The organism is Pseudanabaena sp. PCC 6802 (genome assembly GCF_000332175.1).
In the GTDB taxonomy this organism is placed as follows: Bacteria; Cyanobacteriota; Cyanobacteriia; order Pseudanabaenales; family Pseudanabaenaceae; genus PCC-6802.
The window spans coordinates 4,497,784-4,510,482 of record NZ_KB235914.1; the positions used below are offsets into that span (position 1 = coordinate 4,497,784).

Annotated in this window: 12 protein-coding genes and 1 pseudogene; 9 read left to right on the forward strand and 4 right to left on the reverse strand. The window is 48.7% G+C overall.

From position 1 onward, the window contains the following. Positions 1-318: 318 nt before the first annotated feature. Positions 319-471, forward strand: a pseudogene (locus tag PSE6802_RS33965) (carboxylesterase family protein); the annotation flags it as partial. A gap of 273 nt (positions 472-744) precedes the next feature. Further along, positions 745-1,230, forward strand: a complete 486-nt coding sequence (locus PSE6802_RS0126790) for a cupin domain-containing protein (protein ID WP_019503098.1) — start codon at positions 745-747, stop codon at positions 1,228-1,230. A gap of 7 nt (positions 1,231-1,237) precedes the next feature. Here the strand turns inward: PSE6802_RS0126790 and PSE6802_RS0126795 are convergent, their stop codons facing one another. Continuing rightward, positions 1,238-1,687, reverse strand: a complete 450-nt coding sequence (locus PSE6802_RS0126795) for a hypothetical protein (protein WP_225902713.1) — start codon at positions 1,685-1,687, stop codon at positions 1,238-1,240. A gap of 212 nt (positions 1,688-1,899) precedes the next feature. Here PSE6802_RS0126795 and PSE6802_RS0126800 point away from each other — a divergent pair, with 212 nt between their 5' ends. After that, positions 1,900-3,216: a D-alanyl-D-alanine carboxypeptidase gene (locus tag PSE6802_RS0126800; RefSeq protein WP_019503100.1), complete on the forward strand. Its 1,317-nt coding sequence runs from the start codon at positions 1,900-1,902 to the stop codon at positions 3,214-3,216. Between the two features lie 28 nt (positions 3,217-3,244). Here the strand turns inward: PSE6802_RS0126800 and PSE6802_RS0126805 are convergent, their stop codons facing one another. Then, on the reverse strand, positions 3,245-4,177 hold the full coding sequence (locus PSE6802_RS0126805; RefSeq protein WP_019503101.1) for a histone deacetylase family protein: 933 nt from the start codon (positions 4,175-4,177) through the stop codon (positions 3,245-3,247). Positions 4,178-4,216: 39 nt separating this feature from the next. Continuing rightward, a complete protein-coding gene (locus PSE6802_RS0126810; protein ID WP_019503102.1) occupies positions 4,217-5,959 on the reverse strand; it encodes a succinate dehydrogenase/fumarate reductase flavoprotein subunit in 1,743 nt (580 codons plus the stop codon). Between the two features lie 168 nt (positions 5,960-6,127). Between PSE6802_RS0126810 and PSE6802_RS0126815 the strand changes: the two genes are divergently transcribed. The 6 genes from PSE6802_RS0126815 (at position 6,128) to PSE6802_RS0126840 (ending at position 11,724) form a co-directional block, all read left to right on the forward strand. Continuing rightward, the gene (locus PSE6802_RS0126815; protein WP_019503103.1) at positions 6,128-6,829 is read left to right on the forward strand and encodes an aldehyde oxygenase (deformylating); all 702 of its coding nucleotides are present in this window, start codon (positions 6,128-6,130) and stop codon (positions 6,827-6,829) included. Between the two features lie 65 nt (positions 6,830-6,894). Next, positions 6,895-7,914, forward strand: coding sequence for a long-chain acyl-[acyl-carrier-protein] reductase (locus tag PSE6802_RS0126820; protein ID WP_019503104.1), 1,020 nt, complete (start codon positions 6,895-6,897; stop codon positions 7,912-7,914). 152 nt (positions 7,915-8,066) lie between these two features. Continuing rightward, positions 8,067-9,566, forward strand: coding sequence for a low-complexity tail membrane protein (locus tag PSE6802_RS31565; protein ID WP_019503105.1), 1,500 nt, complete (start codon positions 8,067-8,069; stop codon positions 9,564-9,566). A 36-nt stretch (positions 9,567-9,602) separates the two neighbouring features. Further along, positions 9,603-10,436 carry a carbon-nitrogen hydrolase family protein gene (locus PSE6802_RS0126830; RefSeq protein ID WP_019503106.1) on the forward strand — a complete coding sequence of 278 codons (834 nt, stop codon included), beginning with the start codon at positions 9,603-9,605 and terminating at the stop codon, positions 10,434-10,436. Between the two features lie 52 nt (positions 10,437-10,488). Next, positions 10,489-10,779: a hypothetical protein gene (locus tag PSE6802_RS0126835; RefSeq protein WP_019503107.1), complete on the forward strand. Its 291-nt coding sequence runs from the start codon at positions 10,489-10,491 to the stop codon at positions 10,777-10,779. Positions 10,780-10,914: 135 nt separating this feature from the next. Further along, positions 10,915-11,724, forward strand: a complete 810-nt coding sequence (locus PSE6802_RS0126840; RefSeq protein ID WP_019503108.1) for a prohibitin family protein — start codon at positions 10,915-10,917, stop codon at positions 11,722-11,724. Between the two features lie 14 nt (positions 11,725-11,738). On the opposite strand, the gene pip is transcribed toward PSE6802_RS0126840, so the two are convergent. Beyond that, complete coding sequence (gene pip, locus PSE6802_RS0126845; protein ID WP_019503109.1) at positions 11,739-12,686, reverse strand: prolyl aminopeptidase; 948 nt, start codon at positions 12,684-12,686, stop codon at positions 11,739-11,741. Positions 12,687-12,699 lie beyond the last annotated feature (13 nt).

Consider the following 12,699-nt stretch of genomic DNA (forward strand, 5'->3'; position numbering starts at 1 on the left):
CTGCTCTGGGAAAGGGATTCAGGGTTCGTGCAGTCTGCTCTCACAGCCGTACAAACCGACATCTATCCCACAATTTATTAGCACTAGAAGTACGCTCCAGTATGGACACCCTATAGACACTCTTTGGAGACCCTATGTTTAAACCATCCATCTTTGCAATTTCAGGCTCCGCTGCGATCGCCCCGATTGGTTGAGGGCAGGCACGGGGATGCTGCACCGACGGGTATTTTCTTTGCCAGAAATCTTCTAAACAGGATTTGGTATTAGGGTAGGTGCAGAAGAGATGGAAATAGTACGCGAACTGAAGGAGAAATGGATGATGTCTGGCGACCCGCCCAGATTAAGCCTGGGGAGAAACTGCCCGTTGCCGTCTGGATTTATGGCGGAGCCTACGTCAACGGCGGATCGTCGACTCCGATTTATGATGGCAGTGCCTTTGCCCGCCAGGGGATCGTGTTCGTCAGCTTCAATTGAGAACGGGTTTTATTGACGGGGTGAAGGGGTGGAACACGGCAGTGGCTCTAACGGGGAACCCCCAAGACCGACCTGCCTCACCTTCTTGGGGGCAACACCACCAAACCCCCTAGTCACCTCCGATCTGAAAACCGCTATATGCCAAAATTCATGGCTGAATACTAAATAATTAATTGAGAATTCTGGCGCGATCGCATTGAGGCTCCACAATAAAAGTGAGGTTTGAATAAGTTATTGGTTCGAGTACCCAAATATAATTAATTTCACCATATGTCTCTCGTCTCCCCCGTAGTTGCACCAGTTGAATCTCAGCGTTGCGTTATTCCCGTTGTGAAGTCACCCAGCGACTATCAAGCCTTTCGCATCAGTCCACATGATACAAATCGGCTAGCGATCGTTTTCGAGCCCAGTAATAGTGATGTTTCTCTCACATTTTGCGTAGAAATCTTTGATGTAGGCGGTAAAACTCCCCCAAATCGTCACAATATGGCAGTTGAGATGTTTTTTATCCTCAAAGGTGAAGGTGTAGCATTCTGCGACGGCAAAACCATGAGAATTCGAGCTGGGGATAGTTTGCTCGTTCCACCTACGGGCACGCATTCGATCCAAAATACGGGTAATTCTCGTCTTTATGCTCTTTGCTTTATGGTGCCCAATGAAGATTTTGCCGAACTAATTCACAGCGGTACTCCAGTGGCAATGGATGAGGAGGACTTAGCCGTACTGCGTCGCAGTCCATTAACGGCGATGCGGTAATTCATGGCTAACTAAACTGCGAAGCGCTCTTTGGCAAAGAAGGATTAACGCCGCGACCGAATACTGGGGTTGGATCTAAACCTGTAATTTGTTGAAATTGAGCAGGACTGATAGTTGGAGATGAGTTTGGATCGATTTCCCAATCCTTCAACCGTTCGTGGACGGCATTGATGAATGGCATGCCTTTCTCAAAAGGGAGTTGGAACCAGCTACTAACCAAGGTTTCGACGATCGCCAGTTCAATTTGCGGTGGTTGATATGCTACGAGTAACTCTTCCAGATAATCTTCAAAATTATCCATGTCATCCCCGTAGAGTTGATAGCTATCAACAATATATTGCACGCGCTGGCGACTGATTTGTTCCCAAAGTTCCATAATTCCACCAGGTATATATACAGTATTTAATGCTCGATCGCGACCCCTTGCCGACTGCCACTCTATTGTTGTAAATCCCAAATATACCTTAAGTTATTATTAATTTTAGAAGGTGCGTGTAAATATTAGAAGCTGTTTGTAAATTAAAGTTTAAGTTATAGCGTTTTTCAATTGAGAACAGGTTTTATCGACGGGGTGAAGGGGTGGAACCCCTTCTTGGGGGCAACGCCCCCAAACCCCCTTCTCGTTTTCATCTGAAAACCGCTATAGCTAGTTGAGCGTATCTTGAACTTATGCTGAGTTTATTTGGATCTATCCTCTTGACTGCTTCAGTACAGTATTTTAACGATACACCCAGAGCAAATTTACCTGTATCGCTATTTGCTGCTATATCTACACCTACATTGGCACTAGAGCCTGTAGGATCGGACTTCGCACTCGATCCAACTGCCGCAGAAGTAGTAAAAACTCTCTTGCTCGACCTCAAGGCATCTGGCTATTCAGAGTTAGACCAGGGAGTTTGGATCCAGACTAATAGCGGGGCATTACTGGCAACCCATCAAGGTACTCGACCGTTGCCTGCCGCTTCACTCACAAAGCTTGCTACTACCTTAGCCGCACTTTCCACTTGGGAGCCTGACTTTCAGGTGGTGACGATCGCCTCGACACGTGGGGAAATAGTTGGCAATACTCTCCAGGGAGATTTGATCGTGCAAGGAAGCGGCGATCCGGTATTTGTCTGGGAAGAGGCGATCGCAATGGCAAACGCCCTCAATCGACTTGGCATTCAGCGAGTACAGGGCAATTTAATCGTAACTGGCTTTTTTGCCATGAACTTCGAGACCGATCCGCAAAAGTCAGCCAACTTATTGCAGCGTGCTTTTGACTCCGCCAACTGGGATGACGAGATCTTGAAACAATATGCAAAGCTACCCCAAGGTACGCCCAAACCCCGGATCGCGATCGCAGGGGCAACTCGATATGAATTATCCATACCCAGTACCAGCGCAACTAAAGAACTGGTTCGCCATTCTTCTGTGCCACTGCGGCGAATGCTCCAACTCATGAATATCTACAGCAACAATACGATCGCCGAGATGCTTGCCACCTCTATGGGAGGACGCGAAGTAGTCATCCAAAAAGCCTCTAGCGCCGCAGGCATATCTCCCGAACAAATTCGTTTAATTAACGGTTCCGGTCTGGGTCAGCAAAATCAAATCTCGCCACAGGCGGCGGTGGCCATCTTAATTGCCCTGCAAAATCGCGCTAGATCTCTCAACTTAACTCTTGCCGATTTGCTGCCTGTCAGCGATTGTAAATGCGGCACGATTGATATCAGACACCTGCCACCAGGGGCTTTGGTCAAGACTGGAACGCTCTCTGATGTGAGCGCCCTGGCTGGAATGTTACCCACTCGCGATCGCGGGCCGATCTGGTTCGCAATTATCAATCGCGGGGAGGGCGATATCGAAACTTTTCATAACGCTCAGGATCGATTACTGCGATCGCTCAATCAAAAATGGGGCGGCCCCAATGCTCTCCTGACTAATAGCTTTACCAGTAGACCTTGGCAAGATACGAATCGCGATCGCTTAATGCTAGAACGTTAGTTGGTATCTGTTAGCTATTAGCTATTAGTTAAGCTACTAAGCACTGTTCGACTACTGCCAGTACAGAGGCAGACAGGCTCTCAAAGTCGTAACCGCCCTCTAAGCCAAATAGGATTTTGCGGGTATGTTGCAGGCAAAGTTTGGTTAAAGTGCCGTAATCCTGGGGTAGCAAGCATATATTTGCAAGTGGATCGTCGCGATTGGCATCAAAACCAGCGCTCACAATTAACAGATCGGGTTTGAATTTCACTAAAAACGGCAGAACTTGCTGCTCGAAGGTGGGAAGGTACTCCTCCATGCTGGTATTGGCCGCGATCGGCAGGTTCAGAATATTGCCATGCGCGCCTGTTTCCTGCGGCCAGCCAGTGCCGGGGTAAAAAGGAGCTTGGTGCGTTGAGATATAGGCAATTTGAGGATGTTCCCACACAGCCTCCTGCGTACCGTTGCCGTGATGTACGTCCCAGTCCAAAATAGCTACACGTTCTATATTGGGGCGATCGAGTGCGTAGAATGCGGCGATCGCGGCATTGGCAAAAATGCAAAACCCCATACCTGTACGAGCGCGGGCGTGGTGGCCTGGCGGTCTGGCAATTACCCAGGCGGGCTGCCCCGATGCCTCCACTAAATCTATGCCATCAAGCCACGCGCTAACTGCTAGTAACGCTACATCATAGGTTTGAGACGAAACAACCGTATCCCCATCCAGGTACCCGCCACCCGATTCGCATATTTGTTTTACCTGCGCGACGTACTCAGGTGTATGAAAACGCTGCACTTCCTTGAGAATCGGACGTTGCGAGATCGGGGTTGGTTGTCGCCACTCCAGTTGCTCTTGCCAAGGAGATTGTTGTAGGGCTGACACGATCGCAGTCAACCTACCTGGCGTTTCTGGATGAAAGCTCCCGGTTTGGTGCTCTAAAAAGGTATCAGAATAGATTATTGGCAACTTGGCAGGCGACATGGTTTTACGTTTAGGGAATTAGACAGAGGTGAGAGAGGGTCAGTATTTGCGTTCCTGGGGCGTAAAGCGATCGCGATCGATCGCCTGTAGGCTTAAATCGACAGAACGAGTACTGGTTTGCACGGTACCCTGCTCTAGATAGCCGAGCGAGTGGCAGAGCCATGCTTCGTCGTGGCGCTGGGGATAGTCGCTGCGGGAGTGGGCACCTCGACTTTCGCACCTTTGGAGGGCGCTTTTCATAATAATTTCGCCCACGGTAATCAAGCTGCGCAATTCTAGCGTGGCAATTAGATCCATGTTGAACGTGCTGCTGCGATCGTCTACGTGCAGGTCATGCTCGTAGCACTCCGCAATTCGCCTAATTTCCGCCAAACCTTGAGTCAGGCTCTCGCGATCGCGGAAAATACCGCAATGCTCGGTCATGACATCTTGTAGATCGGCGCGCAGGTCGTAGAGGCGGTAAGCCCCCTGCCGATCCAGTAAACCCTTGACTTTTGCTACCGCCGCCGCTCGATAGCTGGACTCGTCCAGTTTTGGCATGGGGCGATCGCTGACATAGGCGGCAATTTTTTCGCCCGCCCGTTTGCCAAATACGACGCATTCCAGCAGGGAATTTGCCCCCAGGCGATTGGCACCGTGGACAGATACGCAGGCACATTCGCCAGCGGCAAAAAAACCCGGTACCGGCTGGCTATCTACATCGATAACTTGGCAATCAATGTTGGTGGGAATGCCGCCCATAGAATAATGCACGGTCGGCCTTACGGGGAGTGGAAGATCGATACAATCAATACCTAACAAGCGCATACCCTCTTCGCGGGCAAACGGAATGCGGCTGATAATCTTCTCTCGCCCCAGATGGCGCACGTCTAAGTACACGTAGGCACCGCCATTAATGCCCCGCCCCGCTCGAATTTCTTGGGCAATATTGCGGGAAGTAATATCGCGCGGCGATAGTTCCATTTTATTGGCGCTAATCGGGTAATTTGCCATGAAGCGATCGCCAAGATCGTTAATCAAATATGCCCCTTCCCCGCGCACCGCTTCCGAAATCAAAACGCCAACGGGATATAAGCCGGTGGGGTGGAATTGCACAAATTCCATGTCTTGCAGCGGCAATCCAGCGATCGCCGTCAAGCACAAACCATCGCCCGTAGACGAGAAATCGTTGGAAGTTGTATTGAAGACGCGACCATAACCGCCCGTGGCAAACATAACCGCCCTGGCGCGAATTATCTCAATGGCTCCAGTCTCGATGCAGTAGGCAACTACCCCCTTAACCTCACCATCTTCATAGATGAGTTGCATCACGTACCATTCCTGATACACCCTGGTACCGTAGCGCATCATACCGCTCACCAGCTCGTGTAGAATGGCGTGCCCCGTTTTATCGGCAGCATAGCAGGCACGACGGTTGGTATGCCCGCCGAAGGCACGTTGGGCGATGCGACCGTCTTCAGCACGGGAGAACAATACACCTAAATGTTCCAGGTCGATAATTACCTCGGCAGCGGATTTGGTCAGAATTTCCACCGCATTTTGATCGGCCAGATAATCCGAACCTTTGACCGTATCAAAGGCATGGGTCAGCCAATCATCATGGGCATCGACATTTTTTAAGGCAGCAGCGATACCGCCCTGTGCGGCAACTGAGTGCGATCTGATCGGATGTACCTTCGAGATCAGAGCCAAATTTAAGTTCGGGTAGTTTTGCGCGATCGCAACGGCGGCGCGAGAGCCAGCTAACCCACCACCGACAATGATGACATCGTGTTCCAGCATGGCTGCGATTATAATTCGAGACAATCGCACGGCTGCTCAACCTACTAAAAATTTTCAGGATTGACCGCCACCCAGAAAATACTATGCCTAGCGATCTATGCCTAGCGATCGGGGATGAACTAGAATAACAAATGTGAAATAATGATAAAGATTCTTTAAGAGGCAAGCATGGTGGGTCAGGAACTTGAATTGGCTTCAGATCTAGATTTTCAGTCTGAAACCTATCGTGATGCCTACAGTCGGATCAACGCGATCGTGATCGAGGGAGAGCAGGAAGCCCACGATAACTACATACAAATTGGGGAATTGCTGCCAGAACTTAAGGACGATCTTGCTAAGCTGGCAAAAATGGAACTGCGCCACATGAAGGGGTTTACCGCCTGCGGTCGCAACTTAAACGTAACACCCGATATGGCATTTGCCAAGGAATTTTTTACCGGATTGCATGGCAATTTTCAGAAGGCTTTTGCCGAAGGTGATGTCGTTACCTGCTTGTTGATTCAGGCATTGATTATTGAATGCTTTGCGATCGCGGCATATAACATCTACATTCCTGTCGCCGACGATTTTGCCCGCAAAATCACTGAAGGTGTGGTCAAAGACGAGTATTTGCACCTTAACTTTGGCGAAGAGTGGCTCCAGCAAAACTTTGATGAATCCAAAGCTGGCTTAGAAAAAGCCAACAGACAAAACCTACCAATTGTCTGGAAAATGCTTAACCAGGTGGAGAAAGATGCCAAAACTCTCGGAATGGAAAAGGAAGCCCTCGTCGAGGACTTTATGATTCAGTATGGCGAAAGTTTGGGCAAAATTGGCTTTAATACCCGCGACATTATGAAAATGTCTGCTATGGGGTTACTACCCGCTTAGATTGGTTCATCCGAGCTAATACTTATTGTTAATGCTAGGAAATACTAGGAGACCCAAAATAATTAATGTTTGGTTTGATAGGACATTTGACAAGCCTGGATCACGCCCAGTTGGTTGCAAGAGATTTAGGCTACGAAGAATATGCAGACCAGGGCTTGGAATTCTGGTGCATGGCTCCACCGCAGATTGTCGATGACATTACCGTTACGAGTGCGACGGGTCAGAAAATCCAGGGCAAATATGTAGAGTCTTGTTTTTTGCCAGAGATGCTAGCAACTAAGCGGTTTAAGGCAGCAACCCGCAAGATTATTAATGCGATGGTACACGCCCAGAAGCATGGCATTGATATCACTGCCTTGGGCGGATTTTCATCAATCATTTTTGAGAATTTCAACCTCAGCGAGATCCGGCAGATCCGCAATATCCAGTTAGAAGTCGAGCGCTTTACCACTGGCAATACCCACACAGCTTATATTATTTGTCGTCAGGTAGAGGAAGCCAGCCACAAATTTGGCATAGATCTCTCACAAGCTACTGTGGCAATTTGTGGGGCTACGGGCGACATAGGTAGCGCAGTTTGTAGATGGTTAGACGCGCGCACCGACGTTAAAGATTTAATCCTGGTGGCAAGAAACCAGGAACGCCTTCGAGATCTGCAAGCCCAACTCGGACGCGGCAAGATCGCCAGCATCGAAGCAGCCTTACCAGAAGCTGATATCGTCATTTGGGTTGCTAGTATGGCAAAGGGTATGGAAATTGACCCCAACTCCCTCAAGCGCCCGTGCATTCTGATTGACGGTGGCTACCCCAAAAATATGTCCACCACAATTCAGTTGCCCGACATACATATAATTAACGGTGGCATAGTCGAGCATTGCCTGGATATCGACTGGAAGATCATGAAAATTGTCAACATGAGTACCCCAGCCAGACAGCTATTTGCCTGCTTTGCCGAGTCCATGCTCTTAGAGTTTGAAGGTTGGCATACCAACTTTTCATGGGGACGCAATCAAATTTCGATCGCGAAAATGGAGCAGATCGGACAGGCATCCGTCAAACACGGCTTCAAACCATTGATTGCCTAGTCTAAAATTACCCAGGCTTACCTGGCTTAGCAGTCGCAAAGATTTGTTAAATATAGGCAACAGCCTGTATAAAATACAGATGTTACGAGAGCTATAAACATATACCTCTCTTATTTCTCTGTGTTCGTGTACGCGATCGCGCATTTAATGCTATGTCCCAACAAAACCTTGGCAATCCCTTACTAAGCTCTACATATCAAAAAATGGAACCATTTCTCTGGATTCATCTAGCCCTACTTGCCGCAGTACCGCTCGCGCTCGTACTGTGCATGATGGGTTTAGCGGTTGGCGATCCGATATTTCCTGGTTGGTTGGAGATGCTAGTCCTGGGTATTCCACCTATAGCATTAACCGTATGGTTGCAATGGCAAAATCCACTTTATCCTTTTAGTCTCTGGGTATTGGCAAAGCCAGCCACCGAACTCAGTGACGATCGGCGGCGGGTGCTCTCGGTCTTGCGCCGACGCATCAACGGTTGGTATATAGGAGCTTGGATTGCAGTGGTCGCGGGCTTGTTTATGTACGTAGTGTTTCGGCAAATCTACATCGCTGCTCCTCTTGCCGCAGATATGGCTCCTTTTCCACCCGCGTTGCGCCTGCTTGGCATCCTTTGGGCGGAGGTATTCCTCCTGGTTGCTAATTTGCTATGGCAAATGGGAGTCGCGGCTGCCAGGGTTATGCTCGTGCCATCGTCTGAATTTAATGGCCTTGCTCCCTATGAAGTCGATCGCATCAGTAAAGAATTCACGATTTTGGGCAAGCGATCGCCAGGTTTGCTCTCCCTAGAACCATTGGCACCAATTCAACAAACTGCGGAACTAATTACAGAGCCAAATGCATCGGAGCCTGCCTCAACCAATCCATTATTGGCTCAGTTATCCGGCCTAATCGATAAAGTGATAGCTTTCCTACCAGGTGGAAAATCTGCAACAGTCGAACGGCCAGTTCCGGTTAGATCGCCAGAAAGCCAGGCAACAGAGGAAAAAGGCGAGGCTGAAGAAATCGATCGCTCTCTTCTAAGCGATCGAGCAGACGAAGGTACTCAGGTAGAAGAAATTGAAAAACCTGAAGAGGTAGAAGGGATGGCTCGGACTGGCGCACCTGAAGAAACAGAAGAAACTGAGGATGCCGCTCGAACAGAACAGACAGAAGCAGCAGAGGAGATAAAAGCACCTGAAGAAACAGAAGAAACTGAGGATACTGCTCGAACAGAACAGACGGAAGCAGCAGAGGAGATAAAAGTACCTGAGGAAACAGAAGAAACTGAGGATACTACTCGAACAGAACAGACAGAGGCAGCAGAGGAGATAAAAGTACCTGAAGAAACAGAAGAAACTGAAGATGCCGCTCGAACAGAACAGACAGAAGCAGCAGAGGAGATAAAAGCACCTGAAGAAACAGAAGAAATAGAAAAAGCAAAACAAATAGTCACAGTGGATACGCTTACCGCCGATTTGTCAGATGCATTGACTCAGTCAGGATCGGAAACAAATGCACAAACAGAACCTACACCCGAGAATAGTGAGAATATAGATTCTGGAGAAACGACAATAGAGGTTGCTAGTGATGCTGCTACAGCGGAGGCAACTAATCAAGGCGATCGCTCTGACAGTACCCCCAATCCCAACAGTGATGATGAAGAGTGGGTTTAACCAGCCTGAAATTACACATATATTACGAACATCAAGATGAAGCCATACCTAGCTGCTGCCTTACAAATGACGAGTCTGCCAGACTTGAAGAAGAATCTTGCCCAGGCAGAGGACTTAATTCAGCTTGCCGTCAATCGCGGTGCGGAGTTAATTTGTTTGCCTGAAAATTTTGCTTTTTTGGGCGACGAAGAAGAAAAAGCGCGGATGGCAAAAGAGATTGCCCAAGCCAGCCAGAAATTTTTGGTGACTATGGCACAACGCTACCAGGTGACTATCCTGGGGGGAGGATTTCCTGTTCCCGTTGATGGAACGGATCTGGAAAATAATGGCAAAATGTTCAATACTGCCCTACTAGTGGGAGCCGATGGGACAGAGTTATCCAGGTATCACAAAATGCACCTGTTTGATGTCAACTTACCTGATGGCAATACCTATCGAGAATCGGAAACAATTGTGGCAGGCTCAGAACCACCGCAGGTGTATAGATCGGATAAGCTAGGGAACCTGGGGCTATCGGTTTGCTACGATGTACGATTCCCCGAGTTATATCGCTATTTGGCAAAGCAGGGCGCTAATGTCTTATTCGTGCCAGCCGCATTTACCGCCTATACAGGTAAGGATCACTGGCAGATTCTTTTGCAGGCGAGGGCAATTGAAAACACTTGCTACGTAATTGCAGCCGCCCAGGTGGGCATGCACAATCCCCGACGGCAATCCCACGGTCACGCTATGATTGTCGATCCCTGGGGTGTAGTGTTGGCAGATGCGGGCGATCGCATTGGTGCAGCGATCGCGGAAATCAACCCCTCTCGCTTGGAGCAAGTAAGAACGCAAATGCCGTCGTTAAAACATCGGACGTTCGATCTCTAAAATTCAAGCAATTAAAGAATAGACAAGAAAGCGAATTTAGGGGTAGAGCATTATGACAGTAGAGAGATGGACAGATGAAATGTTAGATCGCTTAGCTACAACCGTCGCCCAAAACAGCGAACAGATTAGGGAATTGCGGGAACTGTTTTCAGATATGAGAGCGAATCAAGCCATGCTACAGCAGGAGCAATCTGAGATGAGTCGGCAATTCATGCATACGATTGGCATAATTGCCCAACAGCAAAGCGAGATCGCCGGGTTGCGCACTGAGACAAATCGCATGTTAGACATCTTGATTAACCAGCGTCAGGGAGAAGATGATGGCGGTCAGCAGTCAGCCTAAAATTCAAACCGGACTCCATGCGGGCAATGCAAAAAACTTGTCACGCGGCAGTATAGACAGTGCGAGTGCGCAACTTGAATTAGATGGCTATGTATATTGGTAATGGATTTGTCAACCTAAAGATTTAGAGCAAATATGGGATCGCTAATCAAATCCACAGTAATTCCGATCGCTGCTATAGTCTTGATTTTACTTTTTCCTCCCATCGCGATTGTTGGCGCGGGAGAGCGCGGTGTCGTCACCCATTTTGGGGCAGTTGACCCCAGCCCCTTGTCAGAGGGCATACACTGGATCGTGCCGATCGAGGATCGAGTTATCCGCATTGACGTAAAAGTTCAGAAACACGAAGTGCCCGCTAAAGGTTCGACTAAGGATTTGCAAGATCTGAAGGCTACATTTGCAGTTAACTTTGCTCTGGAGAGCGATCGCGTTGCCCAAACCTATCAACAGCAAGGAAATCTGGATCAAATTGTCGAACGCATCATCGCCCCTCAAACGCAGGAGTCTTTTAAGACAGCAGTAGCCCAGTTCACGGCTGAAGATTCTATTGTGCGACGACCGGAATTGAAGCAGCAGTTTGATGAGATATTAAGCGAGCGGTTGGCCAAGTATGGCATTGAAATTTACGACACTAGCGTTGTGGATATCGAGTTCTCGCCAGAGTTTGCCCAAGCCGTTGAAGCTAAGCAAGTTGCCGAACAGGATTCGCAAAGAGCCGTCTATATTGCCAAGAAAGCAGAACAAGAAGCCCTAGCGCGGGTCAATCAGGCAAAGGGAGAAGCCGAAGCGCAGAAATTATTGCAAGTCTCTTTGGATGACAAGGTATTGCGAAAGCAGGAATTGGATAACCAGCGAGAGGCGATCGCCAAATGGGACGGTAAGTTACCCAATGTTAATTCCGGCGCTATCCCATTTTTGAATTTAGAACCAGTAGGAGGCAAGTAATGCAGGCTCAGCTCTTAAAGTTCTGCAAAGCGATCCGTAGCTTCCAGTAAAGCTTGTGTAATGCCTGGTTCGGTCATGGAGTGTCCGGCATCGGGGACGACGATAAAGTTGGCTTCTGGCCAAGCCTGGTGCAATTCCCACGCCGACACCATAGGACAAACGATATCGTAGCGTCCCTGTACGATCGCGCCAGGAATGTGGCGAATGCGACCGACGTTCTCGATCAAGTAACTCTCTGGTTCGAGGAAACCTTTGTTGATAAAGTAGTGGCACTCAATGCGGGCAAATGCCGTGGCAAAATTGTCCTCCCCAAACTCCTCAATTAAGTTGGTATCAATTAACAACTTACTCGTACTAGCCTCCCAAATCGACCAGGCGCGAGCAGCTTCCAATTGGATTTGCAAATCTTCACTGGTGAGACGATGGTAATAGGCAGCGATGAGATCGTGGCGATCGCTTTGAGGAATAGGTTTCAAATATTCTTGCCACGCCTCTGGAAAAATATAGCTAGTTCCTTCTTGATAGAACCATTGCAATTCCTTTTGGCGGAGGAGGAAGATACCGCGCAGGATTAAGCCCTTAACGCGATCGCTATGGGTTTCTGCATAGGCAAGGGAAAGAGTACTACCCCAACTACCACCAAACACGACCCATTTCTCTATTCCGAGATGCACCCTTAACTTCTCAATATCGGCCACTAAATCCCAAGTAGTATTTTCGCGAAGCTCTGCGTGGGGCGTACTCTTCCCACAACCTCGCTGGTCGAACAGGACGACGCGCCACCGCAATGGATCGAAATATTGGCGATAAGTCGGAATAATACCACCACCAGGGCCACCGTGCAGGAACACTACGGGCTTGCCGTCAGGGTTACCACATTCTTCAAAATAGATACTGTGGAGTTCGGAAACCTGAAGCATAGCCTGGTTGTAGGGTTCGATATGAGGGTAGAGCGATCGCATAGCCAAAATTAAT

Coding starts and splice junctions, on each gene's coding strand:
- PSE6802_RS0126790 (WP_019503098.1), top strand. CDS start 745: ATGTCTCTCGTCTCCCCCGTAGTTGCACCAGTTGAATCTCAGCGTTGC.
- PSE6802_RS0126800 (WP_019503100.1), top strand. CDS start 1,900: ATGCTGAGTTTATTTGGATCTATCCTCTTGACTGCTTCAGTACAGTAT.
- PSE6802_RS0126805 (WP_019503101.1), bottom strand. CDS start 4,177: ATGTCGCCTGCCAAGTTGCCAATAATCTATTCTGATACCTTTTTAGAG.
- PSE6802_RS0126810 (WP_019503102.1), bottom strand. CDS start 5,959: ATGCTGGAACACGATGTCATCATTGTCGGTGGTGGGTTAGCTGGCTCT.
- PSE6802_RS0126815 (WP_019503103.1), top strand. CDS start 6,128: ATGGTGGGTCAGGAACTTGAATTGGCTTCAGATCTAGATTTTCAGTCT.
- PSE6802_RS0126820 (WP_019503104.1), top strand. CDS start 6,895: ATGTTTGGTTTGATAGGACATTTGACAAGCCTGGATCACGCCCAGTTG.
- PSE6802_RS31565 (WP_019503105.1), top strand. CDS start 8,067: ATGTCCCAACAAAACCTTGGCAATCCCTTACTAAGCTCTACATATCAA.
- PSE6802_RS0126830 (WP_019503106.1), top strand. CDS start 9,603: ATGAAGCCATACCTAGCTGCTGCCTTACAAATGACGAGTCTGCCAGAC.
- PSE6802_RS0126835 (WP_019503107.1), top strand. CDS start 10,489: ATGACAGTAGAGAGATGGACAGATGAAATGTTAGATCGCTTAGCTACA.
- PSE6802_RS0126840 (WP_019503108.1), top strand. CDS start 10,915: ATGGGATCGCTAATCAAATCCACAGTAATTCCGATCGCTGCTATAGTC.
- pip (WP_019503109.1), bottom strand. CDS start 12,686: ATGCGATCGCTCTACCCTCATATCGAACCCTACAACCAGGCTATGCTT.